The sequence below is a fragment of the Bordetella bronchialis genome (assembly GCF_001676705.1).
Taxonomy (GTDB): Bacteria; Pseudomonadota; Gammaproteobacteria; order Burkholderiales; family Burkholderiaceae_B; genus Bordetella_C; species Bordetella_C bronchialis.
This window is the reverse complement of record NZ_CP016170.1, coordinates 1,447,971-1,472,878: the sequence shown is the minus strand read 5'-3', so window position 1 is coordinate 1,472,878 and position 24,908 is coordinate 1,447,971. Positions and strand designations below refer to the sequence as shown.

The following is a 24,908-nucleotide window of genomic DNA, read 5'->3' as shown; positions in this document are numbered from 1 at the left end:
GCCGGCGAAAATCCCTTCCGGCCTTCCCGGCCAGTACCCAGGGAACGCATATCGAAGATCTCTTACCCAGGAGCGCGCCACGCCGCCTGGGCGTGGCCGTGCTTCCTCGACGGCCACTCGGCTAGGAGATCATCATGCAGATACGCCCTTCTTCCAATACCGCTTCCGATCTGGCCGACTTCCAGGCGCGGATGGCCGCCGAGCAAGCGGCGATACGCCAGATCAATGACGCGATCGACATCGACTGCCTGGTGCGCAGCTACTACGGCACCCTGGACGCCACGACACCCATGTATGACGAGCCGGGCTTTCCCGCCGCGCTGGGCTCCCAGGTGGAATTGGGCATACGCGCCCAGCTGGCCGCCTTGGTGGACAAGGCAGCCACCTTGCTCGCCGAGCATTCCTCCACGTTCACCGACGCGGATGAACGCCGTTTGCAAAGCGGCTTCGGCGACAAGATCCGCCAGGCCAGCCTTCACCCGGAAGAACGCCTGTACTTCTACAGCCAGCCGTTCAAGGCCACGTTGGAACGAAAACTCGCCCTGGCGGACCGCGCGGGCCTTTCGGACCACGGCGCCGCGATGAAGGAATTGCGGACCCTGGTCCATTTGCTGGGCGATCCTTCCCGTTTCTTCACGGCCGTGGTCGGCAAAAGCATCGTGCAGGACTTCGCCGACGCTTTCCAGAAAGCGACGGACGGCGCCTTCGCGGCATCCACGGCGGGCACGGAATCCTCGTCGCGGCGTTTTCCGCTGGCGTAAGCGCCCACGGTTCCGTCGGCATCGGCGCCTTGCCCCCCGGCGCGGGGCGGGGATTTCGCCGGGCGCGCGCGGACCCGGCGAGCCGTTTCTACGCCTTCAGGGCCGCCAGCGTTTCGTGAATGATCGCCAGCGTGGCCTCGCGTTCGGCGCCCGTCAGCGGCAGGCGCGGCTCGCGCACCGTTTCCGCGTAGCCGGCCGTGACGTTTTCCGCCAGCTTGATGTACTGCACCAGCTTGACGTGCGTGTCCAGGTGGAAAAGCTTGATCAGCTTGCGATACAGGACGCGCGCGCCGTCATAGTCGCCCTTCACGGCCAGCTCCAGCAGTTGCACCGATTCCTTGGGCAGCGCGTTGGCCATGCCGGAGACCCAGCCCTTCACGCCCAGCGCCGCGCTTTCCAGCACCAGGTCGTCGACGCCGCAGAACACGGTGTAGCGGTCGCCCAGGCGGGCATAGATATCGGTCACGCGCGTGGTGTCGTAGGTCTCTTCCTTGATGCAGGCCAGCGTGGGTTCGTCGGCCAGCTGTTCCAACAGCTGGGGCGTCATATCGACGCCGTAGCCGCGCGGATTGTTGTAGATCATGATCGGCAAGCCGCTGGACCGCGCCACGCCGCGGTAGAAGGCCATGGTCTCGGCCGCGTCGGACTTGTAGGTCAAGGCCGGGAACACCATCAGGCCGTCCACGCCGATGCGCTCGGCTTCCTTGGCATAGCGCCCCGCCGCGGCCGTGGTCGTTTCGGCCAAACCGGAGACGATGGGCACGCGCCCCTTGATCGTTTCCTTGGCGATGCGCAGCACCGTCAGTTTCTCTTCGGGCGCCAGCGAGGCGTTTTCGCCCACCATGCCCATCATCACCACGCCGCCCACGCCGTTGGCGAGCAGCCGCTCCAGCCCCGCCGCGATCGCCTCGTGGTCCAGGGATTGATCCGCCTTCATCTTGGTGGTCACGGCGGGAAAGACACCAGCCCAGTTCACTTTCATGATTTCCGTCCGATAGAAAAATAGGTGTAGGCCCGGGTGGCGCCGGCGCCGCCCGGGAATGGCGCGTCAACGCAGGTGCACGGGCTTGCCCGCCTTCATCACCATGGCCAGGTGTTCCCCCTGGCCGCACAGCAGCGATATATCCGCGACGGGATCGCCGTCGACGATCAGCAGGTCGGCATACGCGTCCGCCGCGATCACTCCCAGCTTGTCCTTCTGCCCGACGATCTCCGCCCCCACTTGCGTCGCCTGGCAGATCACTTCGAAGTTGCTCAGTACCTGCGAGCGGATGCGCAGCTCGTCGCTCTGGAAGGTATGCATTTCGCCCAGCAGGTCGGACCCCAGGCCCATGCGCACGCCGTGCCGCTTGAAAATCTCCAGCGATTGCAGGCCTTGCAGGCGGACGTCGTCGATCTTGGCCACGGCCTCCGGCGGCACGCCGTATTGCGCGCCCACCTTGTGCAGGGCGTCGTAGGTCACCAGCGTGGGGACGGCGAAGGCACTGTGCTCCGCCATGGCCGCGGCCGCGGCGTCGTCGACCAGGTTGCCGTGCTCGATGGTGCGCACGCCCAGCTTCACCGCGCGCGCGATGGCCTGCCCCGTGTAGGCATGCGCCATGACGTAGGTCTGGTGCGAGGCCGCTTCTTCCACGATGGCGGAGATCTCGTCGCGCGAGTACTGCAGATTGCCGATGGGATCGGTGGGCGAGGCGACGCCGCCGGACGCCATGATCTTGATATGGGTGGCGCCCGCGCGCATCTCTTCGCGCACCGCCTTGCGCACCGCATCCACGCCATCGACCACGCGGGCGATGGCGCCCAGGTTGCGATGGCAGGGACAGGGGTCGGGATCGCTCGGGTCGATGCGTTCGCGGAAGTCGCCATGGCCGCCGGTCTGCGACAGCGCCTTGCCGGCGATGAACAGGCGCGGGCCGTCTATCAGGCCATCGTCGACCGCGCGGCGCAGCGCATAGTCGGCGCCGCCCGCGTCGCGCACGGTGGTAAAGCCGCGGCGCAGCATGGCGGCCAGGATGGGCACCGCGCGCAGCGTGGCGAAGGCGGCCGGCATGCGGGCATTGGTGCCCAGGTTGGCCATCGAGGCGACCACATGGACGTGGCAATCGATCATGCCCGGCATCAGGGTGCGGCCGGCGACGTCGATGACCTGGTCGTCGCGCCCGGCCTGGACGGGCCGCGGCGAGACCTCGCGGATGCGGTCGCCTTCGACGACGACGTCATAGGCGCCGTCGTCATCCTTGTGATGCGCGTCCAGGACGCGCGCGTTCTTCAGAATCAGCATAGCGGGTTCGCCTTGTTGAAACGGGAAATCGAATAAGGCCGCAGGTCCAGGCCGGGCTGGCTTCCCGCCAGCAGGCTGCCGACGATGGCCCCCGTGGTGGCGGCCTGCGTCAAGCCCAGATGGCCATGGCCGAAGGCATAGAGCAGGCGGTCCGTGGCGGGCGATGGGCCGATGACCGGCAGCGAGTCCGGCGTCGCGGGCCGGTTGCCCATCCAGCGCCGCGCATTCCGCTCGTCCATGCCGGGCAGATAGCGCCGCGCCAGGGCCAGCAGCGCGTCGCTGCGGCGGTAGTTGGGTGGCGCGTCCAGGCCGGCGAACTCGGCGGCGCCGCCGATGCGCAGCCCGACCGCCAGCGGCGTCGCGACGAACTTGCGCTCGGCGAAGATGACCTCGCGATCCAGCATGCCGGTCGCGCCCGGCAGCGTGGTGTTGTAGCCGCGCTCGCTTTCCAGCAGGACCCGGTCGCCCGCCGAGCGGGCCAGCGCGCCGGACCACGCCCCGGCGGCGACCAGCAGGCGGTCGCCCGCGTGCCGGCGCCCATCGCGATCCACGGCCGCGGGGCGCAGGGCATCGTCCAGCGCCAGCGTGGCGACATCGGCAGTCACCAGCCGGCCGCCATCCTGGCGGATGCGTTCGCGCAACGCGCGCACGATATTCAGCGGGTCGTCGACATGCGCCCAGTCCTCCAGCATGACGGCATGGCGGAATACCGGCGCCAGCGCGGGCTCCAGTGCGCGCAGTTCATCTCGCGCGACGGGACGCCAGCGCACGCCCAGCTCGCGCTTCCATGCCCATTCGCCAGCGTCCGCGGCATAGGCGGCGTCGGTCTCATAGACGGTCAGCGCGCCGCGGCGGTGCAGCTGGCCCGCCATGCCCAGGTCGTCCAGCACCGGCGACAGGTCGGCCAGGGCGCGTTCGTTCAGCGCGGCCAGCGCGCGCGAAATACGGCGGAAGTGTTCGGGCCGCCCCACCTGATTGAATACCCGCAGCCAGGGCAGCAGGCGCGGCGCATGGCGGGGGCGGATGGCCAGCGGCCCCAGTGGGTCCATCAGCCAGCGCAGCGCCTTCAGGCTGAAGCCGGACACCGCGATGGGGGTCGATTCGCTGACGGCGATGCCGCCCGCGTTGCCATGCGACGCGCGGTCGCCTTCGAAATCCCGATCCAGCAATGTCACGCGCCAGCCGAGTTGCTGCGCGCGGCGTGCGCAGGCCAGGCCGATCACGCCCGCCCCCACCACGACAAGTTCCGTCATGCTCTGTCCGCTCTATGCATCGTGTTTACCCAGGAAAAGATCGGCCGCGCGGCTGTCGTTCAGGAGATCGCGCGCGTCCCCTTCCATGGCGACCACGCCTTGGTCGATGATGTAGCCGCGCTGGCTGACCGCGAGCGACTGGCGGGCGCGCTGTTCCACCATCAACACCGTGGTGCCGGCGGCCGGAAGGCCGCGCACATAGGCAAAGATCTCATCCACGCGCGCGGGCGATAGCGCCGCCGTCGGCTCGTCGAGCAGCAGCATATCCGGTTCGCGCATCAGCGCACGGGCGAAGGCCAGTTGCTGGCGCTCGCCGCCCGACAGCGTGCCCGCGGGACGGCGGCGATGGCGCACCAGCGCGGGGAACATCTGGTACATGGCATCGGCCCGCGCGCGCGGACGCTTGACGCCCTGCACCACCAGCAGGTTCTCATGCACCGTCAAGGAGGCGAACACGTTGGCCACCTGGGGCACGTAGCCGATGCCGCGGTCCAGGCGCGATTCGACGCTCAGGGCCGCGATATCGCGGTCGCGCAGCAGGACCTGGCCGCCGGTGCGCGGCAGCAGGCCCATCACCGCCTTGATGATGGTCGACTTGCCGGCGCCATTGGTGCCGGCGATGGTGACGATCTCGCCCGGCAGGACGTGCAGCGAGATGCCTTTCAGGATATCGGCATCCCCATAGCCGCCGCGCAGCGCGGACAGGCGCAGTACGGGCTGGACGCCGGCGCCGTCCGCGGCGGTGGACGGCGGCGCGCCATGACGGACCGCCGTGGGCGCCAGGGTGCTCGTCGGGGTGCTCATGGCGTCTCCGTGGCGACCGGCGCCAGCGCGCCCATGTACGCTTCCCGCACGCGGGCATCGGCCAGCACCTGGCCGGGTTCGCCGTGCGCCAGCAGGCGGCCGCCGTCCAGCACGTACAGGTCGGACACCAGGCGGTTCAGGGCCATCAGGTTGTGCTCGATGATCAGGAAACCGATCCCGCGGCGCGCGTTGATCTCGCGGATGCGCTGCGAGATCTCTTCGATCAGCACGGGATTCACTCCGGCATAAGGTTCGTCCAGCAAGATGAATTTGGGATCCGACATCAAGGCGCGCCCCAGCTCCAGCAGTTTCTTCTGTCCGCCGGACAGGCCGCCGGCCGGCTTGTCGGCCACCGCATTGAGCTTGAGGAAATCCAGCATGTGCTGCGCGCGGTCGGCGATCTCCGCTTCGGCCCGCCTTACCCGGCCCGGCGCAAGGAACAGCGGCAGCAGGGACTCGCCGGGTTGGTCGCGCGGCCCCACCATCAGGTTCTGCCGCACCGTCAGGTGCATGAATTCGCGCGGGATCTGGAAGGTGCGGCCCAGGCCCATGCGGGCACGCGCCGCGGGGCCGGCGCCGCCCAGGACGGCGCCGCCGAAGGCGACCTCGCCCGCCGAGGGACGCAGGAAACCGCTCAGCACGGCGAAGAACGTGCTTTTGCCCGCGCCGTTGGGACCGATCATGCCGTGCAGGCCGTCCAGGCTCATGGACAGCGTCACGCCATCCAGCACCTGGAAGTCGCCATAGGATAGGGAGACACCGCTGGTCGCCAGGGTAGTCATCGCGCGCCCCTGGCGCCGAACAGGCCCTGCGGGCGCCAGCGCATGAAAAGAATTAGGATCAGCCCGACCACCCCCAGCTGCACGCTGCCCATGTCGGCATCCGAGACGCCGGGGATGATGCCGCGCGTAAAGCGCACGCCTTCCAGGAACAGCACCAGCAGCACCGCGCCCGCGACGCTGCCCGAGAGCCGCGCCACGCCGCCCATGATGATGGCCATCCACACGTAGAAGGTGATCAGCGGCACGAACTGGTCGGGCACGATATAGGTCATGTAGTGCGCGAAATAGGCGCCGGCCAGGCCGGCCAGCGCGGCGCCCACCATCAGCACCTGCGTCTTGAAGCGCGCCGGCTCCTTGCCCAGCACGCGCACCGCGGTTTCGTCGTCGCGTACCGCCTGGATGGTGCGGCCATAGGGACTGTGCGTGATCCGCCGCAGCAAGGCCACGGCCAGCGCGATGGACAGGGCCAGCAACACCAGCAGCAGGGTGTCGCTGAAGCGCGCGCCGCCCCAGCCGGCGCCCAGCCGCGGCACGCCCGGTATGCCTTGCACGCCATTGGTCAGCCACTGCTCCTGCACGAGCACCAGGCGCACGATCTCGGAGAATCCCAGCGTAACGATGGCCAGATAGTCGTCGCGCAGGCGCAGCGCCACCCGGCCCAGCGGCCACGCCAGCAGCGCCGCGGCCAGCATCGCGGCCGGGAAGGACAGCAGCGGCGACCAGCCCGCCTTCAGGGTCAGCAGCGCAGACGCGTAGGCGCCGATACCGAAGAAGCCCGCCAGGCCGAAGTTGATCAGTCCGGTAAAGCCGTATTGCAGGTCCAGCGCCAGGGCGAGCAGCATATAGATGCCCATGATCACCAGGATGGACAACAGGTAAGTCAGCATCAGCGCACCCCCACCGGCCGGTTGAACAGCCCTTGCGGGCGCAGCAGCAGCACGATCATCATGAAGACGTAGCCCAGCGCGATCTTGTAGACGAAGCCCACCACCGGCGTGGACAGTTCCTGCAGCACGCCCAGCAACAGGGCTCCCATGACGGCGCCCACGGGATTGCCCAGGCCGCCCACCACCGCGGCGGCGAACGCGGGCAGCAGCAGGTTCCAGCCCGCGTCCGGATAGACCACCGTGCGCATGCCGGTCACGGTGCCGGCGATGCCGCACACCACGCCGGCGATGGTCCACATGGCCAGCATGCATCGTTCGCGGCGGATGCCGCTGACGCGGGCCAGGTCCGGATCGTCGGCGATGGCGCGCAGGGACCGGCCCAGCGGCGTGGCATAGAGGATGACGAATACCAGCGCCAGCGTCGCCAGCGTCAGCGCGGCCAAACTGAGGTCCGCCGGTGCGATGGAGATATCGCCGAAGCGCCAGGCGCGCTCCAGCGGCATGTCGAAGGCGCGCGGGTCGTGGCCGAACAGGACGCCCAGCGCGGCGCGGATGACGAAGCCCACGCCGATGGAAGTCAGCAGCAGCGTAATGACCGAGCGGCGGATGACCGGCCGGAAAGCCAGCAGAAAGGCCAGCACCGATGCGACGGCGCCGCCGGCCGCGCCGGCCAGGCCGGCGACGACGAGCGATCCCGACAGGTGATGCGCCGCCAGCCCCGCGTAGCCGCCCACGGCGACGATATCGCCGGTGGCGGCATTGGGAAAGCGGGCCAGCCCGTAGACCAGGGTCAGCGCCAGGGCCGGCAAGGCGATGATCAGCCCTTCCACCAGCCCGTTGATGACCAGATTGACGTAATCGGCGTAGGACACGCGGCGGCCCTACAGCTTGACCACGTACTTGCGCACGAGCTTGCCGTTTTCCACGAAGGAGGCCGCGAAATCCGGCGTCACGTCGTTGTACTGGTCGAAGTTCAGCGCGCTGGAGGCACCGACATACGTGATGCGCTTGCCGGCTTCCAGCAGTTTCTTGCCTTCCGCGAAGCTGGTCACGGTCTGGCCGCCGGGCGTGCCCATTTCATGCACCTTCTTCGCCAGTTCCGGACCGCTGGCCTTGGGGCCCAGCGCCTGCACCGCCAGCGCCAGGATGATGGCCTGGTCATAGGCCATGGGCGCGTAGACGTTGCCGGCGACGTCCACGCCCTCCTTGCCCAGCGCGTCGCGCACGTGGGCATAGTTGGGCGCGTTTTCGTTGCTGACCGATTCCACCGAAATAATGCCTTCGGTCACCTTGGGGCCGAGGGCCTTGATGAGATCCGCGTTGGCCGCCCAGCCGGGAATGATCCAGTGCGTGTCGATGCCGGTCTGGTACCACTCGCGCAGCAGGATGGTGGTGTCGGCCAGGTAGGAACCGGTGACGATGACATCCGGCTTGGCCCGCAGCACGGATTGCAGTTCGGAACGGTAGGACGGCCGGTTGGGCTCGTACACCACGCTGGCCACGACCTTGCCGCCGGCCGCCTTCCAGGCTTGCGCGAAACCTTCGGTATTGCCAATGCCGGAGGCGTTGTTGAAGGCCATGGTGGCCGGCTGTTTGTAGCCCTGGCGCTCCGCGATCTTGGCGAAGGCCTGGCCGAAGCGGCCGTTGGTGGCCTGGAAGCGGAAGCCCAGGCGCTTGGGATTGGCATCGGCGCTCAGGGCGGGCGCGCCCGAACCGTGCATCAGCGGAATATCGGCCTCGTTCGTCAGCGGAATAACGGCCAGCGATTCGCCCGAACTCCAGCAGCCGAGTATGGCGCGCACCTTGTCCACTTCGATCATCTTCTTGGCGCCGGTGACCGCTGCCTGCGGCGCGGTTTGCGTGTCTTCGACCACGACGCGGAATTGCGCGCCCTGCGCCCCGCCCGCCGCGTTGATTTCCTTGGCCGCGAGCTGGATGGCCTTGACCATGCCCGGCCCGTAGGGCGCGCCGGAACCGGTAAGCGGGCTGAGCGCGCCCACCACGAAGTCGGAGGACTGCGCCAGCGCGGGCAGGCTGGAACTGCTGGCCGCGGCGGCGACCAGCGCGGCGGCGACGAAATGACGGCGGTTCATGTGGGCTCTCTCTAAGGGCTCGAAGACGCGGTACGCGCGCCACGCGGGTCCGACCCAGACATCGCGATACTAGATTGGATCCAATATCCTGGATACGGCACCCATGCTAAACTGCGGCTCACCCCCGGGTCAATAAGACGGGGCCTAGGGTTTACGTGAGACTCCATGAACCAACCGCCCTTCCCCGCGGGGGATAACAAACTCGTGCGGCGCACCACGGTCGACCTGGTGCTGGACGCACTGCGCCAGCAGATCCTGTCCGGCCAACTGCGGCCGGGCGCCCCGTTGCGGCAGGAAGCGCTGGCGGAAGAGTTGGGCGTCAGCCGCATCCCCGTGCGCGAGGCCATCCGACGGCTGGAAGCCGAAGGCCTGGTCTCCGTGCATGCGCATCGCGGCGCCTATGTCTGCGCCATTTCGGCCGCCGACGTGATCGAAACCTTCGAACTGCGCCTGCAGATCGAACCCTGGCTGTTCGGCGAAGCCATCCGTGCCGGCGGCGGCACGCGGCTGGACGCCGCGCGGGCCGCGCTGGAGGCCACCCGGCACGCCGACGCGGCGGACTGGGGGCGCGTCAACTGGCGCCTGCACGAAACCCTCTACCTGCCGGCCGGCCGCGACCTGGCGATGACCGTGCTCAAGCAGTTGCATGACCGCGGCGATCGCTATCTGCGCTTCCAGGTCGTCAACCTGCCGCTGCGCCAGCAGGCCCATGCGGAGCACCTGCAATTGATCGAGTACGCGGAAAAAGGCGACGTCCCGGCCGCCGTCAAGGCCTTGCGCGCGCATATCCAGGTGGCGCTGGAGCAGGTGGTGGACGTGGTGGCCGGATTGACCCAGCACGCCGGGCAATGAATGCGATGGAATAAATCCGGCCGCCGTGGTGTACACTCCCATGCAAACCCACCACACGGAGGTCTTATGGTTCGCAACTTCACGTTTTCCGCCCTGGGCGTCGCCGCCCTGCTGATCGCCGGCAGCGCCATGGCGGCCGCCCCCGGCAAGGCCAGCAATGGCGTGCTGGTCGGCGACAAGGGCATGACGCTGTACACCTTCGACAAGGACACCGCCAATTCCGGCAAGAGCGTCTGCAACGACAAGTGCGCGGCCAACTGGCCTCCCCTGGCAGCCGCCGCCGGCGCCAAGGCCGACGGCGCGTGGACGGTCATCTCGCGTGACGACGGATCCAAACAATGGGCCTACAAGGGCCAGCCGCTGTATTACTGGGTGAAGGACCAGGCGCCCGGCGACAAGACCGGCGACGGCGTCGGCGGCGTCTGGCACGCGGCCAAGCCCTGAGCTTCATGGCATCGGCGGCGGGCGTGGAGCAGATCCTCGCCCATATCCCCTCGCTGCGCCGCTACGCCCGCCTGCTGGCGGGCGACGCGGCCGGCGCGGACGACCTGGTACAGGACACGCTGGAGCGGGCCTGCGCCAAATGGTCGCTGTGGAAGCCCGGCACCGCGCTGCGCGCGTGGCTGATGACCCTGATGCATAACCTGTACCTGAACCGGGTCCGCGATTGGCGCCATGACGACAATCACGACATCTGGGACGAACATACCGACGTGGCGCACGAGCCCCTGGCCCTGGCGCCCGACATGCTGGACCTGCAGCGCGCGCTGGCGCGCCTGAGCCCCACGCTGCGTACCGTGCTGCTGCTGGTGACCGTGGAGGAATACACATATGCGGAGGCCGCGGAAATCCTGCAGATTCCCATCGGCACGGTCATGTCGCGGCTGCATCGCGCGCGCGAAGCGGTGCGGGCGGCCATGGCCGGGCCCGACGGGGCGGCCGCGCCCACTCCCCTGCATCTGGTGAAGCGATGATGGAAACCGACGCCCCTGTCTCGGATGACGATCTGCACGCTTTCGTCGACGGCCAGCTGGACGCGTCGCGCGTGCCGGCGCTGGCCACGGGTGCGCTCGCCAGCGCGCCCCCGCAATTCGTGCGCGACGCCACGGCCGCCTATGCCGTGTTCGCGCCGGAAGTGCGCCATCCCGTGGAGGTCGGCGCGCAGGAAGAGGCGCATCTGGTGCAGTGGCTGAGCCGCCGCCTGGGCCGTCCCCTGGCGGCGCCGTCCCTGCAGGACCGCGGCTTCCGGCTGTTGGGCGGCAGGCTGCTGCCCGGCGAAGCGGCCGCCCAGGCCGGCGCCAACGCCAATCCGGCGTCGGCCACGAAGACAGCCGGCGGCGCGGCGGGCAATGCGCTGGCGCGCGCCCAATTCATGTACGAGGACGGCCGCGGCCGCCGCGTCACGCTGTACGTCGCGGTGTTCGCCGCCGACGTGGCCCCACGGGAAACCGCCTTCCGTTCCGTGCGGTCGGGCAGCGGCACGGCTTTCTATTGGGTGGAGAACGGCTACGGCTACGCCTTGAACGGCGACCTGCCGGCCGCCGAATTGCAGGCCCTGGCCGGCGACGTGTACGATCAGCTGTTCCCGCGCTAGCGCCGCCGCGACGGCCGAGCGCGCCATCGCAACGCAGCTCAACGGCACTCGAACGGCACCGCCCATGTCACCGACCCTGATCCGTCCCATCGAAGCGCGCGACGAAGCCCGCTGGCGCACCCTGTGGGACGCCTACACCCGTTTCTACGAGCGCGAGCCGGACGAGGCGGTGACCCGCCATACCTGGGCCCGCATCCTGGATCCCGGCACGCCCGTGCACGCCATCGTCGCCGAGGACGCCGGCCAGGTCATCGGCATCGCGAACTACCTGCTGCACGAGAACACCTCGACCCTGACCCCGGTGTGCTATCTGCAGGACCTGTTCGTCGATCCCGGGGTGCGCGCCCGCGGCACCGGCAAACTGCTGATCGACTGGCTGGTCGACCAGATGAAGGCGCACAATTGGTCGCGGCTGTACTGGCAGACCCGCGAAAACAACTACCGGGCCCGGGGGCTGTACGACAAGTACACCGCGCACAGCGGCTTCGTGCGCTATGCGATCAACAACGAGGACATCTAGGGCCATGCGGGACACGTCGGGACTCTACAGCGCCGGCGGCGGCCGTGCCGGCCCGCGCGTCGCCGTCATCGGCGCGGGCATCGTCGGCGCCGTCACGGCGTACACGCTGCGCCAGCGCGGCGCCGACGTGACCTTGATAGACCGCGACGAACCCGGCAGCGGCTGCAGCTTCGGCAATTCCGGCGCCATCAGCCCCGGTTCGGTGGCGCCGCTGGCCATGCCGGGCATCCTCAAATCGGTCCCCGGGATGATGCTGGACCCGGAAAGCCCGCTGCGGCTGCCGCTGGCCTACCTGCCGCGCGCCCTGCCCTGGCTCGCGCGCTTCGTCGCCGCTTCGCGCCCCGCCGCCGTCGCCGACGCGGCGCGGCGGCTGGCGGCGCTGCACGCCGGCGCGGTGGAGCGGCATGTGGCGCTGGCACGGGAGATCGGCGTGCCCGAGTTGATCCTGCGGCGCGGCCACCTGCATCTGTATCCCGACGAGGCGGCGCTGGCCAAGGATGCGGCGGGCTGGCGGCTGCGCGAGCAGTACGGCTACCGCTTCGAGAAACTGGACCGCCCCGGCATCCTGGACCTGGAACCGGCCGTCGGCGCGCGCTACCGGATCGGCATGTTCCTGGCCGACCATGCCACGGTGCTGAACCCCTTCCGCTACGTACAGGCCGTGGTGCGCGCGTATGCCGCGCGCGGCGGCCGCGTGCTGCGCGGCCAGGCCGCCGCGCCCCGGCGCAACGGCGGCACCGGCTGGCGTGTCGGCGTCAACGACGCGCCGCACGATTTCCAGCACGTGGTCGTCGCCACGGGCGCGTGGACACCGCGGCTGCTGCGTCCGCTGGGCGTACGCCTGCGCCTGGAAAGCCAGCGCGGCTACCACGTGCAATTCCAGGGCGCGTCCTCGACCATTTCGCGCACCGTCGTGCTGGCCGACCGCAAGGTCTTCATTACGCCGATGGAAGACGGCTTGCGCGTGGGCGGCACCGTGGAGATCGCCGGCCTGTCGCGCGCCCCCGATCCGCGGCGCGCGCAAGTGCTGGCGCACATCGCGCGCGACACCTTCCAGGGACTGGATCGGGCACCCGTCACGGAATGGATGGGACACCGTCCCTGCATGCCGGACTCCGTGCCCGTGATCGGCCCGGTCGCCGGCCAGCCGGGCCTGTGGATCGCCACGGGTCACGGCCACCTGGGCCTGACCGACTCCGTGCATACCGCCGTACGCATCGCCGACGCCATGCTGGGCGATGCACGCCAGGCCCGCGACACGAAATCGGACGGCTCCGCAAGGGACGCCGTGCTGTAGCCCACCACACAGCAATCCGGCAAGCGCCTGCCCGGCCTTGCAGCCGGCGCCGCGGCATCCAGGCCCGCACCGCGCCACCCTTACCGGCCGCATGCCCCGCTCGCCCACGGCCCTGAACGGCTGGAAGGCGCCGGGGCCATTGCATCGCGGCTTCCAACGGAGCGACAACCCATGACGATTTCCACCACGGGCCCCGGCACGCCGCCGCCCGCCTATCCGCAACCCGCGGGCATGCCAGTCCTTGCCACGGCGCCCGGCCACGCGACCGCCGACGCCTTGGCCGCCTATCGCGCCGAGGCCGCGGACGCCGCCCCGCCGGGCGGTTGCGGGTGGCGGCCCAGGTCGGACGGCATCGCCGGGCGCCAGGATGCGCCGTCCGGCGGACGGCCGCCGGATGCGACGCGCGAACCGTCGCGCGCCACGGCCGTCCCCTGCCAGGTGCACGGTGTGGACGAATTCTTCAAGGTCGTGGCGAAATGGTCCAGGCAGGAGCCGTCCGTGGCAAGCGTGGCGCAAGGGATCTACCTGGGCGACCGCCTGGACGCGGCGGCGATGGACCTGCTGCGCCGCATCGTGGCCGAGTGGCAGGCACGCGGCGTCCTCGCCCCCTTGATGGCGCGCGTCATGGCGCGCTACGAGCGCGATGGCACCCTGGCGGCCACGATAGACGACCTGATGTCCAGGGACCCCCGCAAGGACCGGGCGGCGGCCGGCCAGGCGGCGCGCGAATTGCTGGCTTCCTGGAGCGACGATCCGCAAGCCGCAAAAGCCAGGTTCGATCTGCTGCTGGATCCGGACAGCGATATCGGAGATGGCGCCGATAGCGATAGCGGGAATGCGGCCGATACCGCGTCCGCGCGCCGCTGACTCCTTATCAGGCCACCGGTGTCAGCGGCCGCCGCCTTTCGAACCAGCCGTCCAGGTTGGCGATGACCAGGTCGGCCATGGCTTGCCGCGTCTCGACGGTGCTGCTGCCGATGTGCGGCGACAGCACCACCTGGTCCATCGCGCACAGTGCCGGCGGCACGTCGGGCTCGTTCTCGAATACGTCCAGGCCGGCGCCGGCGATGCGGCCCTCGCGCAAGGCCGTGACGAGCGCGTCCTGGTCCACCACGCTGCCGCGCGATACGTTGACCAGGATGCCGTCGGCGCCCAGGGCTTCGAGCACATCCGCGTCGACCACGCGCCGCGTGTCGCCGCCCCCCGGCAGGGACAGCACCAGGACGTCGCTGGCGCGGGCCAGCGCGCGGACATCCTCGCAATACAGATAATGCGCGGGCACATCGCGCCGCGGCGAGCGGTTGTGATAGGCGATGTCCATGCCGAAGGCTTCGGCGCGCCGCGCGATCTGCCGGCCGATGTTGCCCAGGCCCAGGATGCCGCAGCGGCGGCCGCCCAGCTTGCGGCCCAGCGGCGGCGTTTCGCCGCGCCAACGTCCCGCGCGCACGAAGCGGTCCAGCTCGCAGATGCGCCGCGATACGCCCAGCATCAGCGCCAGCGCCGTATCGGCCACGCAGTCGTCCAGCACGCCGGGCGTATTGGTGACGACGATATCGCGCTGGCGTGCCGCCGCCATATCGATGGGGTCGATGCCGACGCCAAAGCTGACGATGACTTCCAGCGATGGCAGCGCCTCTATCATCGCCCGCGTGGCGCCGTAGCGGCCGCTGGTGACGATGCCGCGGATGGCCGCGCCCTGCCGGGCCAGGCGGGCGGCGGGATCGTCCATTTCCCACCAGCGGTGGACACGGTATTTGCCCTCGATCCGCGCCATGAGTTCCGGCAGCAGGGGGCCGGCCATCAGGAGCTCCACGGGCGTGGCGTGTGTGGCGGTCGTAGCGGTCGTAGCGGTGTGATTCACGGCGTGGGAAGCAACAGTCTGCATAAGGGTTATCGGGGCGGCGCGCCGTCCGCGCATCGCCTAGTCGACGCGCAGATTGCGCTGTTTGATGATGTCGCCATAGCGGGCGCGTTCGCGGGCCGCAAGATCGGCCAGTTCCGCCGGGGTGGAGCCATGCGGCACGGCGCCCTGCGAAATAAGCTTTTCCTTGACGTCCGGCAGGTCGGCGACCTGGCGGATCGCCAGCGACAGTTTATCGACGATGGCCTGCGGCGTGCCGGCGGGCGCCAGCACGGCGGTCCAGGAGCCCGTTTGCGCATTGCGCACGCCGGCTTCGTCCAGCGTCGGCACATCGGGCATCACGGGCGAGCGCGCCGGCCCCGTGACGGCCAGCGCGCGCAGCTTGCCGGCGTTCACGTAGGTGACCGTTTCCAGTACCGAGGCGAACAGCATGTCGACCCGGCCGGCCATCAGGTCGGTCATGGCCGGCCCGCCGCCCTTGTAGGGCACGTGTGTCAGTTGCACGCCCGTGGCCTGCTGGAAGATCTCACCGGCCAGATGCGGCGCGCCGCCGGTGCCGGAGCTGGCGAAGGTATGCGCGCCGGGCTGGGACTTGGCCAGCGCCACCAGCTCGCCCACGGTTTTGGCCGGCAAATTGGGCGGCACCACGAGCACGAAGGGCAGGTCGGAAAACAGCGAGACCGGCACGAAGGCCTTGGCCGGATCGCTGTGCAGCTTGTACAGCCAGGGATTGATGGCCAGCATGCCGGAATTGGCGAACAGCAGCGTGTAGCCATCCGGCGCGGCGCGCGCCACGAGGTCGGCGGCGATCTGCCCGCCCGCGCCGGGCCGGTTGTCCACCACGACCGAGGCGTTCATCCGCTGGCCCAGCGCCGCGGCCAGCAGCCGGGCCGAGATGTCCGTCCCCCCGCCGGGAGAGAAAGGCACGATCAGGCTGATGGGGCGGGATGGAAAGTCGTCCGCGGCGCGGCCGGCGCCCGGCAGGGCGGCGGCCAGGGCGAAGGCGGCCGCGATCATGCGCACACGCAGGCGCGCGGCGGGCTTGGTGTTCATCGTCGTCTCCTCGTCGTTGGACGCGGGGCGGCGCGCACCGCCTGCCGGGGACCGGGGCCCTGGCATGCCGCCCGCGGGCCGTCCGGTCTGCGCCGGCCTGGTCCCGGGGCCCGACCCTTCGGATGAAGGGCGCGTCCGCCGCGTCGTGGCAGCAAGGAGTATAGGAAGGGATTCCCGTGATCGGTGCGATCGAGCTATAAATAGCAACGATCAATTCAAGCCTTGTATCGATGGAACTTCGCCAACTGGAGTGCTTCGTGGCGGTCGCGGAAGAGCTGCACTTCGGCCGAGCCGCGGCGCGCCTGTGCATGACCCAGCCTCCCCTGAGCCGCCAGATCCAGCTGCTGGAACAGGCGCTGGGCGTCACGCTGCTGGAGCGCAGCAGCCGGGTGGTGACGCTGACCTCCGCGGGACGCAGCTTCCTGCGCGACGCCCGCCATCTGCTGGCCTATTCCGCGCGAGCGGCCTCCAGCGCCCGGCGCGCATCGGGCGGCGAGGCCGGCCATATCACGCTGGGATTCACCGCGGTGGCCGCGTATCGCCTCATGCCGGCCTGGGTGATGAAGGCGCGCGAAATCCTGCCGGACGTGGACATCGAACTGCGCGAGCGCGTCTCCACCGACCTGGGCCGCCTGCTGGTGGCCGGCGAGCTGGACGCGATGCTGGCCCGCCACCTGCCCCGCCAGGACGGCCTGGCGCACCGCCTGATCGAACGCGAGCCCATGGTATTGGCCGTGCCGCGCAAATCGCCGCTGCTGGCCCGCGACGCCGTCCCGCTGCGCGCCCTGCACGGCCAGCCTTTCGTGGCCTACGCACCGGGCGAAGGCAAGTACTTCTACGAGCGCATCGCCGCGGCCCTGGGGGCCGCCGGCGTCGAACCGGACTATGTGCAACACGCGGGCCAGACCCACACGCTGCTGGGCCTGGTGCGCGCGGGACTGGGCGTGGGCCTGGTGCCGGATTCGGCCCGCGAGCTGCGGATGGAGGGCGTGTCCTTCCTGCCGGTGGCGCAGGACAAGCTTTACGCGGATATGTACCTGGCCTGGCGCGAGCGGCACGACAATCCCGCGCTGGATGCCTTCATCGCCCGCGTGGTGGAAGCGCCCGCGGCAAGGCGCTAGTGCCTTGCCGCGGGTGCTCAGGCGGCCGCGGGCGCGACGGCCGCGCCTTCGATGCGATGACGCTTCAATGCATCGGTGACAAAGCCGCTGGCTTTCATTTCTTCCACGAAGGCGCGCAATTCCTTCGCCGCGGCGTCGCCACGTCCCTTGGGCAGGCCCATCGCCTGGCGTATCACCATGAAGCTGCCCGGCAGCAGGCGCAGGCCCGGCACGCGCCGCATGTCGGCTTCCAGCTGCTGCTTCACGCCGGCCGCGACCTCCGTCTTTTCGGCCAGGAAGAAATCGACGACCGCGGGCGATGTCGGCGCGCGGACGATCTCCGCCTGCTTCAGTTCCCGGGTCAGGTACAGGTCGTAGGCGCTTCCCTTCCCGACGGTGACCCGCGTACCCGGCCGGTCGACTTCCGCGCGGTCGCGGAGCGGAGATTCCTCGCGCACCAGATACGCGCCTTCGATCAGCACATAGGCGTCCGTGAAGTCGATGCCCGCGCCACGCACCGGATCGATGGCGAAGAAGCCGATGTCCGCCTGTTCGGCCGTCACGGCATCCACGGACTTGCCGGCGCTGTCGAACACCACCAGCTCCAGCTCCACGCCCAGGCGCTGGGCAAAGGCCCGCGCCAGGTCCACCGACACGCCGGCCGCGCCCCCCGGGCCGTCGTCGCGGCGCGCCAGGATGGGGTTGCCGACATTGATGGACGCGCGCAGGCGGCCGGTGGGAATGAATTGGGCTAGGACTTGCGGATCAAGCGGCATCTCGGCTCTCTCGTGTATGAAGGGGCCCGTCGGCGGACCGGCGGCTCAGGCGCTGTAGCGCGCGGTCTCGCCGCCGCAGCACAGATCGATGACGGTGGGTTCCAGGTTTTCGCCGAACCATGCATTCATGGCGGCGCGGCGTTCCCCGACGTAGACGGGCTGGCCCTTGTCGTCCAGGCGCATGCACAGGTCGTGGCCCGGGATGAGCAGTGTATCGGCTTGCCGCCGCCACGTCGCCCAGATGAGCTCCAGCGTGGCCCGGCTGGCCTGCATGTCGTAGGTATCGTTGACGGTCATGCTCAATAGCTCGGCGCGGTTCTTCGCCGCATCGCCGGTGAACAGCAGGGGCTGGGCCGCGCCGGCAACCGTGAACAGCAGGTGGCCCGGCGTGTGGCCCGGCGCCACGATGGCCGTGAAGCCGGGCAGGAAGCGTTCGCCGTCGCCGATACGGCGCACGCGCGGCGAAACGGACAGTTCGCGCACATAGAGCTCGGGCAGCGGGTCGAAGCCGGGAGGCTGCGCGGCCGCCCATTCCAGTTCGCGCTCGCCTATCCACACCGTGGCATTGGGGAACAGCGTGAAGTTGACGGAATGATCGTAGTGCGCATGCGTCAGGACCACGTCGGTGACGTCGGCCGGGTCCATGCGGACATCGGCCAGCTGCTTCTTCAGCAGGTGGCGCGCGCCGAAGGCGCCGACGTCCACCAGGATGTTGCGCCCTTCGCCGCGCAGCAGCGTGGTGGTGCTCCATCCCAGGCTGCCGTGGAACAGGCTGCGCCCGGGATAGCCGTTGATCAGCACATCGAGTTGATACATATCGTTCGCTCCATGCCGGGCGCGATCGCCCGGTCCGTCCTTGCCGCGCGCGGCGCGCATTATTGCTTCGGTATGTTGGCGTCTTCGATCAGCCTGCGGTACAGGCCCAGGTCGGATTCGATCTGCGCGGCGAATTCCGCCGGCGTGCCGGCCACCAGGTCGTTGCCCCCTTCCGTGACCAGCTTGCGCACCACGTCGGGATCGCGCGATGCCTTGACCACTTCGTCGTGCAGGCGGGCGATGATCGCGGGATCGGTGCCGGCCGGCGCCAGCAGGCCCTGGAACTGGGTAATGGAGAAGCCTTTATAGCCCAACTCTTCCATGGTCGGGATATCGGGCAGCACGCTGGCGCGATGAGGGCCCGACACGGCGAACGGACGCAGGCGGCCGGCCTGGATCTGCGGCGCGGACGTGACCACCGTATCGAAGGTAAATGAAAGCTGCCCGCTCAAGACATCGGTCAGTGCCTGCGCGTTGCCCTTGTAGGGCACATGGACCAGCTGCGTGTGCGTCATCAGTGCCAGCAGCTCTCCCGCGAGGTGGCCGCCCGCGCCCACGCCGGCGGATCCATAGCTCAACTGGCCGGGATGGGCGCGCGCCTGCGCGACCAGGTCGTCCAAGCCGTGGATGGGCGACTTTCCGGGCACGACCAGCACGTACTGGTAACTCGCGATCTGCGAGATCGGCGCGAAGTCCTTGACCGGGTCATAGGGTGTCTTGCGGGCGTACAAGGACGGGTTCACCACCAGCGGGCCGCTGGCGTCCAGCAACAGGGTATAGCCGTCGGGCGCCGCCTTGGCGACGAAGTCCGTGCCTATCATGCCGTTGGCGCCGGGCTTGTTCTCCACGACCAGCGCCACGCCCATGCTCATGGACATCTTCTGCGCGAAGACCCGCGCGGTGATGTCGGCCGCGCCGCCGGCCACATAGGGCACGATGACGCGGATGGGTTTGCTCGGATAGCTATCCGCCCGCGCGCCGGCACTCGTCAGGGCAAGCGCGCACAGGGCCAGTCCGCCCAGCAGCTTATGCATGGATGTCTCCTTGGATTTTTTTGTCGTAAGCCGGCGCTAGGCCGGGGCCTTGGCGGCGTGCCGGCGCAGCAGCGCCACCGTCGCCGGATCCAGCGCGATGCCTTCTTCCCGCTGCCGCGCCATTTTGCGCAACTCGATTTCGCCGGGGACGATCACCGGCCGCGCCGGATCGGTGGGCGCGCTGTCGTGCAGGATGGCCGCGAAATCGTTCATGCGCTCGGCCAGCCACTGCGGCGAGCCCAGGCGGCGCGTATCGATCAGGATGAAGAAGTGGCCCAGGTTCTGCGGCTCGTCGGGCGCATCGACCCAGGACTTCACATGCGTCAGGTACGCCGCGTTCGACAGCAGGCCGGAGAACAGGTCCACCAGCAAGGCCAGCCCGTAGCCCTTGTGTCCGCCGATGGGCAGCAGGAACCCGTCCAGGGCTGCCTTGGGGTCCGTGGTGGGACGACCGCCGGCATCGGTGGCCCAGGTATCCGGTATGGCCTCGCCGCGCTTGAGCGCATTGCGTATCTTCGCGCGAGCCACCACGCTCATCGCCATGTCGAGCAGGAAAGGATCGCCGCCCGGATTGGGCACGCCGAACCCCAGGGGACTGTTGCCCAGCCGGGCATCGCTGCCGCCCCACGGCGCGATGGTGGTCGTGGCATTGCTGCCGATGATGCTGGCATAGCCCGCCTGCGCGGCGATCAGGCCGTAGGGCGAGATGGGGCCGAAATGATTGCTGCCGCGCGCGAAGGCCACGCCCACGCCGCAGGCGCTCGCCGCCTCCATCGCGGCGCGCAGCGCGTGCATGCCGACCAGCGGACCGACGCCGTTATCGCCGTCGATCAGGCGCAAGGCGCGCGCGACGGTTTCGGTGGTGACGCGGGCCCGCGCATTGATGCCCTTGACCTGCAGGCGTTCGCCATACGATTCGATGCGGCTCAGGCCATGGGTGGACAGGCCGAACAAGTCCGCCAGCACCAGGACGCGCACCACGTCGGCCGCGTCCGCCTCGGGCAGCCCCAGGCCCATGAAGGCGCGGGTCCCGAGCGCGGTCAGTTCCGCCTCGGTGAAAAGTGTCTTGTCTTGCGCTTGCTCGGTCATGGCTGTGTCGTCCCTGTGAAAGCAGAAGCGCCGCCCGGTCCGGCGGCACGGCCAGCATGATGCGCAAGCGCGCGGACTCAGTAAAGCGCAAATATCCGTGGCATTGATGCGTGATACGCATCAGTCCGCGCCGGCCACCTTTTGCGCGACATAGCGGCCCAGCGCGATGGAAGAGGTCAGGCCGGGCGACTCGATGCCGAACAGGTTGACCAGCCCCTTGGCGCCGTGCACGGCCGGGGTCTGGACCACGAAATCGGCCGCGCCGGAATGGAGCGGGTCGTTCGGGCCGGCCAGCCGCGGCCGGATACCGGTGTAGCCGGGCTGCAGCGCGCCGTCGGCCAGCCCGGGGTAGTACCGCCGGATGCCCTCGTAGAAATCCGCCTCGGCGCCGTCCTGGAAGCGGTAGTCCACGCGGTCTATCCACTCCAGGTCGGGACCGAACTTGCATTGCCCGCCCAGGTCCAGGGTGACGTGCACGCGCAGGTGGGAGACCCGCGACACCGGGTAGACCAGGTGCGTGAAGGGCGACTTGCCGCTCATGGTGTAGTACCGGCCGATGGCATAGTGGATGGGCGGTATCGCGGGCGTGGGCACGCCATCCAGGCTGCCCGCCACTTTCTGCGCATACAGTCCCGCGGCGTTGACCACGTCGCGGCACAGGACTTCCATGGGCTCGTCGCCGCCCACCCGCAACACGATGCCATCGGACGTGACCTCGCCGCCCAGCACCGGACTGTTCAGGGCCAGGACCGCGCCGGCGTTCTCCGCGTCGCCCAGGTAGGCCAGCATCAGGCCATGGCTGTCGACGATGCCGGTGGACGGCGAGTACACCGCCGCCACGGCGCGCACCTCCGGCTCCATGCGCTTCAGTTCGTCCTGGTCCACGGCGCGCAGGTCGTGCACGCCGGCCGCCTTGCCCTGGTCGACGTACTTCTTCAGGCCCGCCATGTCGTCCTCGGTGGTGGCGACGATAAGCTTGCCCACGCGGCGGTGGCCGATGCCGCGTTCGGCGCAGTAGGCGTACATCGCGTCGCGCCCTTCCACGCACAGCCGCGCCTTCAGCGAATTGGCCGGATAGGAAATGCCGGCATGGATGACCTCGGAGTTGCGCGAGCTCGTCTGCGTGCCGATGGCGTTCTCCGCCTCCAGGATGACCACTTCGCGCCCCGCCTGCGCCAGATGGCGCGCGACGGACAGGCCAACCACCCCCGCGCCGATGACGGCGCAATCGATCTTCTGCAATTCAGTCTCCCGTGGGGCCCATGGGCAGCGGCACGCCCATGCCGCGTTCGCGCGCGGCCGCCAGTATCGCCGCGCCCGCGTACAGATCCTGGACCGCCATGCCATGGGACTCGAACAGCGTGATCTGCGCGTCGGCCGTGCGGCCGGGCCAGCGTCCGGTGACCACCCCGCCCATGTCCGCCAGGTTTTCCCAATAAATCAGGCCGTTCTCGAAGGCCGGCAGCAGATCCCCGCATTCGCCCTGCGCCACTTCGCGCGAGTCGACGGCGATGATGTCGGCGCGCCGCACGGTTTCGGTGTCGATTTCGCGGCGGTCCAGGGCATTGGACCCGGTCGCGGCGACGAACTGCCCCGGCTCCAGCCAGCGGCCGTCGAAGAGGGGCTCCGATGCACGCGTCATGGTGACGATGATGTCCGAGCCGCGCACGGTTTCCTCGCGCGACTGCGCGGGCCGCACCTTGGCCGATACGCGCTGGGACATTTCGTCGCAGAACGCGCGCACCGCGTCCTGGTTGCGGCCGAACACTTTTACTTCGGCGATGTCGCGCACGGTGCACACGGCTTCCAGCTGGGTGCGGGCATGGCGGCCATAGCCGAAGAGGCCCAGGATGCGGGCATCCTGGCGCGCCAGATAGCGTGCCGCGACGCCGGTGGCCGCGCCGGTGCGGATGCGGCCCAGCCAATCCGATTCGATGATGGCCTCGGTATTGCCCTGCTCGTGGTTCATCATGTGCAGCAGGGTATTGAGCGGCTTGCCCGGCCGGTTGTAGTAGGCCTTGTAGCCGATATAGCCGATCTCCGGCGCGGCCGCCTGCAGGATGTGCAGATGCCCGCCCGGCTGCCGGGTCCGGCGCCGCGGCACGTCGAACGCCTTGCCCCGGCCATGCGCCGAGAAGGCGCGTTCGACTTCTTCCACCGCGCGCGACATGGTCAGGAGTTGACGCACGTCGGATTCATTCAAGTAGAGCACCATGCCGGTATCCTGTTTGCTGCGGCTCGCGCCGAAAGAAAAACCCGGGCCGCCGGCACGCGGCGGCCCGCCTGGAACACGGAAAAGCAGGCAGATTGTTAAGCCGGGCCGCCACCGCCTGTCAAGCCCGCGCCGCTTTGCGCGACGCATGGCGGGAACCGGCCGGCCGCGTGGCCCGGCAATCCGCCGTCAGCCCGCCGCCCTGGACACGCCGGACAGCAACAGCCCGCCATCGGCGGCCGTGTCGCGCACGCCTATGGTCCGCAGCGCATTCCACATCATCGCGGTGGCGCTGGAAATCACCGGCTTGCCCAGGTCGCGTTCCAGCAGATTGATGGCGTCCACGGTAGGCATGCCCACGCCGCTCAGGAACAAGGCCTGCGCATCCGGGTGATCCACCTGCCGCCCCAGGGCGTAGGCCCGCTCCGGCGTTTCGTCGTAGATGTTCACCACATTGGGAAGGATGCCGTGCGCCACGACCTTCATGCCGCACGCTTCCAGGTGCGCCCTGCCCTGCAGCGTGGTCTGCTCGTTGTAGGGCGTGGCATAGGCCACCCGCTCGATGCCCAGGTGCCTGAACGCCGCCAGCACGCTGCCGAAGGCGGTGACGAAGGGAATGCCGTGCTGTTGTTCCATCCGCGCCGCCAGTTCGGCTTCACCCTGCCTGCCCAGCGTATAGCTGGTGGCGGTGTGCGCCATCACGATCACGCCGGGCCTGACCATGGCCAGCAGTTCGACGTTCTCGGGTATGTGCGCGATCTGCGTGCGGTTGCGGTCTTCCTGGCCCGCATGGGCGCCGGTCAAGCCGTGGGCCACCATGCGCGTGAAATGCAGCGATACCCCCTTGGGGACCAATTGCTGCATCTCGGGCTCCACGGTCGGATTGCCCGGGGGAACCAGAAAGCCGATGCGGCCGCGCCATCCCATCATGATGAAATCCTTTCAATAAAACCCAGGGCGATGTCCGCGCACGCGTCGGGATGCGTGGCGGCGATGTGGTACGAATCGGCCTGCAACTCCACCAGTTCCGATCCGGGAATGCGGGTCTGCCAGCGGCGTACTTCCGCCACCGGCTGGCGCTGATCGTAGGCGCCGGGCTTTTCGGGTTGGACGGCGACGATCACCTGCGTCGGGCAGCGTATGGCTTCCAGCCGTTCCGGCTCGGCCAGGCGGGGAAACATGCGTATGCAGGCCTTGACCGTGGCCGCGGGCGCCATGCCCATATAGCGGGTCCACCACGCCATGGCCGCCGGCGGCAGGGCACTCCCCAGGCGGCCAGGCATGGTGGCGCGCGCCCAGCCTTCCACGCCGGATGCGTCGACCAGGCCTATCCATTCGTCGACCCATTTGCCCAGCGCTCCGCCAGGGGAGATCAGCACGCCGGCCAGGGTCATCGATGCCATCCAGGGCGCGTTGCGCTGCGCCAGCTCCAGCGCGATCTGCGCGCCCAGCTTGGCGCCCACCACGTGGATCGGCCGGCCGATACGCCGCGCCAGGGCGTCGATATCGTCCGCCATGGCGCCGATGGACAATGCATCGTGCTCGTCGACCGGCGATGACAATCCATGCCCGCGCAGATCGACGCGCAGCACGCGGCAGCGCCGCGCCAGCCGCGGCACCCAGCCGGTGTAGGCCTCGGCCGACTCCGCCACGCCATGCAATAACATCGCCAACGGCGCGTCGCGCCAGCCATCGGTGTAGTCGTCCACCACGTAGGCGAGCTCGACGCCGGGCGACACCGCCACGCGGGCCGAGGCGGCCCGGCCGGCGGCGTAGTCCTTGAAGCTGCCGGCGGACGCGGCGCCGGCCGTATCGTTGTGCTGCGGCATGGGGGCCACCTTCC

27 protein-coding genes are annotated in these 24,908 nt (G+C 69.2%); 9 read left to right on the top strand and 18 right to left on the bottom strand.

From position 1 onward, the window contains the following. Positions 1-134 precede the first annotated feature (134 nt). The gene (locus BAU06_RS06560; RefSeq protein WP_066345896.1) at positions 135-761 is read left to right on the top strand and encodes a hypothetical protein; all 627 of its coding nucleotides are present in this window, start codon (positions 135-137) and stop codon (positions 759-761) included. Positions 762-849: 88 nt separating this feature from the next. On the opposite strand, the gene BAU06_RS06555 is transcribed toward BAU06_RS06560, so the two are convergent. The 8 genes from BAU06_RS06555 to BAU06_RS06520 all read right to left on the bottom strand — a co-directional run bounded on the left by BAU06_RS06555 (position 850) and on the right by BAU06_RS06520 (position 8,861). Continuing rightward, on the bottom strand, positions 850-1,743 hold the full coding sequence (locus BAU06_RS06555) for a dihydrodipicolinate synthase family protein (RefSeq protein ID WP_066345891.1): 894 nt from the start codon (positions 1,741-1,743) through the stop codon (positions 850-852). 66 nt (positions 1,744-1,809) lie between these two features. Then, positions 1,810-3,042 (bottom strand): metal-dependent hydrolase family protein, encoded by a 1,233-nt coding sequence (locus BAU06_RS06550; RefSeq protein ID WP_066345873.1) that lies wholly within the window; start codon positions 3,040-3,042, stop codon positions 1,810-1,812. Beyond that, positions 3,036-4,295: an NAD(P)/FAD-dependent oxidoreductase gene (locus BAU06_RS06545; protein ID WP_066345870.1), complete on the bottom strand. Its 1,260-nt coding sequence runs from the start codon at positions 4,293-4,295 to the stop codon at positions 3,036-3,038. The genes BAU06_RS06550 and BAU06_RS06545 overlap by 7 nt, the downstream gene beginning before the upstream one ends. 12 nt (positions 4,296-4,307) lie before the next feature. Beyond that, entirely contained in the window at positions 4,308-5,099 is a 792-nt protein-coding gene (locus BAU06_RS06540; RefSeq protein WP_082988020.1) for an ABC transporter ATP-binding protein, read from the bottom strand. Then, entirely contained in the window at positions 5,096-5,881 is a 786-nt protein-coding gene (locus BAU06_RS06535; protein ID WP_066345861.1) for an ABC transporter ATP-binding protein, read from the bottom strand. The genes BAU06_RS06540 and BAU06_RS06535 overlap by 4 nt, the downstream gene beginning before the upstream one ends. Then, positions 5,878-6,768, bottom strand: a complete 891-nt coding sequence (locus tag BAU06_RS06530) for a branched-chain amino acid ABC transporter permease (protein WP_066345852.1) — start codon at positions 6,766-6,768, stop codon at positions 5,878-5,880. Before BAU06_RS06530 ends, BAU06_RS06535 begins: the two co-directional genes overlap by 4 nt. Beyond that, entirely contained in the window at positions 6,768-7,640 is an 873-nt protein-coding gene (locus tag BAU06_RS06525) for a branched-chain amino acid ABC transporter permease (RefSeq protein WP_066345846.1), read from the bottom strand. Before BAU06_RS06525 ends, BAU06_RS06530 begins: the two co-directional genes overlap by 1 nt. Before the next feature lie 9 nt (positions 7,641-7,649). Further along, positions 7,650-8,861 (bottom strand): ABC transporter substrate-binding protein, encoded by a 1,212-nt coding sequence (locus BAU06_RS06520; RefSeq protein WP_066345839.1) that lies wholly within the window; start codon positions 8,859-8,861, stop codon positions 7,650-7,652. 165 nt (positions 8,862-9,026) lie between these two features. Here BAU06_RS06520 and BAU06_RS06515 point away from each other — a divergent pair, with 165 nt between their 5' ends. The 7 genes from BAU06_RS06515 (at position 9,027) to BAU06_RS06485 (ending at position 13,991) form a co-directional block, all read left to right on the top strand. Further along, complete coding sequence (locus BAU06_RS06515) at positions 9,027-9,713, top strand: GntR family transcriptional regulator (RefSeq protein WP_066345837.1); 687 nt, start codon at positions 9,027-9,029, stop codon at positions 9,711-9,713. Positions 9,714-9,779: 66 nt separating this feature from the next. Then, complete coding sequence (locus tag BAU06_RS06510) at positions 9,780-10,157, top strand: COG4315 family predicted lipoprotein (RefSeq protein WP_066345834.1); 378 nt, start codon at positions 9,780-9,782, stop codon at positions 10,155-10,157. Between the two features lie 5 nt (positions 10,158-10,162). Beyond that, positions 10,163-10,687: an RNA polymerase sigma factor gene (locus tag BAU06_RS06505; protein ID WP_066345832.1), complete on the top strand. Its 525-nt coding sequence runs from the start codon at positions 10,163-10,165 to the stop codon at positions 10,685-10,687. Next, positions 10,684-11,307 (top strand): anti-sigma factor family protein, encoded by a 624-nt coding sequence (locus BAU06_RS06500; protein ID WP_066345830.1) that lies wholly within the window; start codon positions 10,684-10,686, stop codon positions 11,305-11,307. The genes BAU06_RS06505 and BAU06_RS06500 overlap by 4 nt, the downstream gene beginning before the upstream one ends. 64 nt (positions 11,308-11,371) lie before the next feature. After that, positions 11,372-11,827 (top strand): GNAT family N-acetyltransferase, encoded by a 456-nt coding sequence (locus tag BAU06_RS06495; protein WP_066345825.1) that lies wholly within the window; start codon positions 11,372-11,374, stop codon positions 11,825-11,827. Between the two features lie 4 nt (positions 11,828-11,831). Further along, positions 11,832-13,124 carry an NAD(P)/FAD-dependent oxidoreductase gene (locus tag BAU06_RS06490; RefSeq protein WP_066345822.1) on the top strand — a complete coding sequence of 431 codons (1,293 nt, stop codon included), beginning with the start codon at positions 11,832-11,834 and terminating at the stop codon, positions 13,122-13,124. Between the two features lie 171 nt (positions 13,125-13,295). Next, a complete protein-coding gene (locus BAU06_RS06485; RefSeq protein ID WP_066345819.1) occupies positions 13,296-13,991 on the top strand; it encodes a hypothetical protein in 696 nt (231 codons plus the stop codon). 7 nt (positions 13,992-13,998) lie between these two features. On the opposite strand, the gene BAU06_RS06480 is transcribed toward BAU06_RS06485, so the two are convergent. Together BAU06_RS06480 and BAU06_RS06475 are read right to left on the bottom strand one after the other, a co-directional pair. Then, positions 13,999-15,009, bottom strand: coding sequence for a 2-hydroxyacid dehydrogenase (locus BAU06_RS06480; RefSeq protein ID WP_082993538.1), 1,011 nt, complete (start codon positions 15,007-15,009; stop codon positions 13,999-14,001). 36 nt (positions 15,010-15,045) lie between these two features. Beyond that, positions 15,046-16,038 carry a Bug family tripartite tricarboxylate transporter substrate binding protein gene (locus BAU06_RS06475; RefSeq protein WP_066345808.1) on the bottom strand — a complete coding sequence of 331 codons (993 nt, stop codon included), beginning with the start codon at positions 16,036-16,038 and terminating at the stop codon, positions 15,046-15,048. A 230-nt stretch (positions 16,039-16,268) separates the two neighbouring features. Here BAU06_RS06475 and BAU06_RS06470 point away from each other — a divergent pair, with 230 nt between their 5' ends. Beyond that, entirely contained in the window at positions 16,269-17,159 is an 891-nt protein-coding gene (locus BAU06_RS06470) for a LysR family transcriptional regulator (protein WP_066345805.1), read from the top strand. Between the two features lie 17 nt (positions 17,160-17,176). Here the strand turns inward: BAU06_RS06470 and BAU06_RS06465 are convergent, their stop codons facing one another. The 8 genes from BAU06_RS06465 to BAU06_RS06430 all read right to left on the bottom strand — a co-directional run bounded on the left by BAU06_RS06465 (position 17,177) and on the right by BAU06_RS06430 (position 24,894). Then, positions 17,177-17,914, bottom strand: coding sequence for an ABC transporter substrate-binding protein (locus tag BAU06_RS06465; protein ID WP_066345802.1), 738 nt, complete (start codon positions 17,912-17,914; stop codon positions 17,177-17,179). 45 nt (positions 17,915-17,959) lie between these two features. After that, positions 17,960-18,730: an MBL fold metallo-hydrolase gene (locus BAU06_RS06460; RefSeq protein WP_066358271.1), complete on the bottom strand. Its 771-nt coding sequence runs from the start codon at positions 18,728-18,730 to the stop codon at positions 17,960-17,962. A 59-nt stretch (positions 18,731-18,789) separates the two neighbouring features. Further along, positions 18,790-19,764 (bottom strand): Bug family tripartite tricarboxylate transporter substrate binding protein, encoded by a 975-nt coding sequence (locus BAU06_RS06455; protein ID WP_066345799.1) that lies wholly within the window; start codon positions 19,762-19,764, stop codon positions 18,790-18,792. A gap of 36 nt (positions 19,765-19,800) precedes the next feature. Beyond that, positions 19,801-20,853, bottom strand: a complete 1,053-nt coding sequence (locus tag BAU06_RS06450; protein WP_066345796.1) for an Ldh family oxidoreductase — start codon at positions 20,851-20,853, stop codon at positions 19,801-19,803. Positions 20,854-20,973: 120 nt separating this feature from the next. After that, positions 20,974-22,095 carry an NAD(P)/FAD-dependent oxidoreductase gene (locus tag BAU06_RS06445; protein ID WP_066345793.1) on the bottom strand — a complete coding sequence of 374 codons (1,122 nt, stop codon included), beginning with the start codon at positions 22,093-22,095 and terminating at the stop codon, positions 20,974-20,976. Position 22,096: 1 nt separating this feature from the next. Then, positions 22,097-23,068: an ornithine cyclodeaminase family protein gene (locus BAU06_RS06440; protein WP_066345785.1), complete on the bottom strand. Its 972-nt coding sequence runs from the start codon at positions 23,066-23,068 to the stop codon at positions 22,097-22,099. A gap of 186 nt (positions 23,069-23,254) precedes the next feature. After that, positions 23,255-23,995 (bottom strand): maleate cis-trans isomerase family protein, encoded by a 741-nt coding sequence (locus BAU06_RS06435; RefSeq protein WP_066345779.1) that lies wholly within the window; start codon positions 23,993-23,995, stop codon positions 23,255-23,257. Next, entirely contained in the window at positions 23,992-24,894 is a 903-nt protein-coding gene (locus tag BAU06_RS06430) for an alpha/beta fold hydrolase (RefSeq protein WP_066345768.1), read from the bottom strand. The genes BAU06_RS06435 and BAU06_RS06430 overlap by 4 nt, the downstream gene beginning before the upstream one ends. Positions 24,895-24,908: the final 14 nt, after the last annotated feature.

Excerpts from the sequence above, each read along its gene's own strand:
- BAU06_RS06485 (WP_066345819.1), top strand. The coding sequence starts at position 13,296 with ATGACGATTTCCACCACGGGCCCCGGCACGCCGCCGCCCGCCTATCCG.
- BAU06_RS06550 (WP_066345873.1), bottom strand. The coding sequence starts at position 3,042 with ATGCTGATTCTGAAGAACGCGCGCGTCCTGGACGCGCATCACAAGGAT.
- BAU06_RS06490 (WP_066345822.1), top strand. The coding sequence starts at position 11,832 with ATGCGGGACACGTCGGGACTCTACAGCGCCGGCGGCGGCCGTGCCGGC.
- BAU06_RS06475 (WP_066345808.1), bottom strand. The coding sequence starts at position 16,038 with ATGAACACCAAGCCCGCCGCGCGCCTGCGTGTGCGCATGATCGCGGCC.
- BAU06_RS06530 (WP_066345852.1), bottom strand. The coding sequence starts at position 6,768 with ATGCTGACTTACCTGTTGTCCATCCTGGTGATCATGGGCATCTATATG.
- BAU06_RS06540 (WP_082988020.1), bottom strand. The coding sequence starts at position 5,099 with ATGAGCACCCCGACGAGCACCCTGGCGCCCACGGCGGTCCGTCATGGC.
- BAU06_RS06510 (WP_066345834.1), top strand. The coding sequence starts at position 9,780 with ATGGTTCGCAACTTCACGTTTTCCGCCCTGGGCGTCGCCGCCCTGCTG.
- BAU06_RS06435 (WP_066345779.1), bottom strand. The coding sequence starts at position 23,995 with ATGATGGGATGGCGCGGCCGCATCGGCTTTCTGGTTCCCCCGGGCAAT.
- BAU06_RS06560 (WP_066345896.1), top strand. The coding sequence starts at position 135 with ATGCAGATACGCCCTTCTTCCAATACCGCTTCCGATCTGGCCGACTTC.
- BAU06_RS06505 (WP_066345832.1), top strand. The coding sequence starts at position 10,163 with ATGGCATCGGCGGCGGGCGTGGAGCAGATCCTCGCCCATATCCCCTCG.
- BAU06_RS06465 (WP_066345802.1), bottom strand. The coding sequence starts at position 17,914 with ATGCCGCTTGATCCGCAAGTCCTAGCCCAATTCATTCCCACCGGCCGC.
- BAU06_RS06440 (WP_066345785.1), bottom strand. The coding sequence starts at position 23,068 with ATGGTGCTCTACTTGAATGAATCCGACGTGCGTCAACTCCTGACCATG.
- BAU06_RS06545 (WP_066345870.1), bottom strand. The coding sequence starts at position 4,295 with ATGACGGAACTTGTCGTGGTGGGGGCGGGCGTGATCGGCCTGGCCTGC.
- BAU06_RS06480 (WP_082993538.1), bottom strand. The coding sequence starts at position 15,009 with ATGCAGACTGTTGCTTCCCACGCCGTGAATCACACCGCTACGACCGCT.
- BAU06_RS06455 (WP_066345799.1), bottom strand. The coding sequence starts at position 19,764 with ATGCATAAGCTGCTGGGCGGACTGGCCCTGTGCGCGCTTGCCCTGACG.
- BAU06_RS06495 (WP_066345825.1), top strand. The coding sequence starts at position 11,372 with ATGTCACCGACCCTGATCCGTCCCATCGAAGCGCGCGACGAAGCCCGC.
- BAU06_RS06470 (WP_066345805.1), top strand. The coding sequence starts at position 16,269 with ATGGAACTTCGCCAACTGGAGTGCTTCGTGGCGGTCGCGGAAGAGCTG.
- BAU06_RS06520 (WP_066345839.1), bottom strand. The coding sequence starts at position 8,861 with ATGAACCGCCGTCATTTCGTCGCCGCCGCGCTGGTCGCCGCCGCGGCC.
- BAU06_RS06450 (WP_066345796.1), bottom strand. The coding sequence starts at position 20,853 with ATGACCGAGCAAGCGCAAGACAAGACACTTTTCACCGAGGCGGAACTG.
- BAU06_RS06515 (WP_066345837.1), top strand. The coding sequence starts at position 9,027 with ATGAACCAACCGCCCTTCCCCGCGGGGGATAACAAACTCGTGCGGCGC.
- BAU06_RS06460 (WP_066358271.1), bottom strand. The coding sequence starts at position 18,730 with ATGTATCAACTCGATGTGCTGATCAACGGCTATCCCGGGCGCAGCCTG.
- BAU06_RS06500 (WP_066345830.1), top strand. The coding sequence starts at position 10,684 with ATGATGGAAACCGACGCCCCTGTCTCGGATGACGATCTGCACGCTTTC.
- BAU06_RS06535 (WP_066345861.1), bottom strand. The coding sequence starts at position 5,881 with ATGACTACCCTGGCGACCAGCGGTGTCTCCCTATCCTATGGCGACTTC.
- BAU06_RS06555 (WP_066345891.1), bottom strand. The coding sequence starts at position 1,743 with ATGAAAGTGAACTGGGCTGGTGTCTTTCCCGCCGTGACCACCAAGATG.
- BAU06_RS06430 (WP_066345768.1), bottom strand. The coding sequence starts at position 24,894 with ATGCCGCAGCACAACGATACGGCCGGCGCCGCGTCCGCCGGCAGCTTC.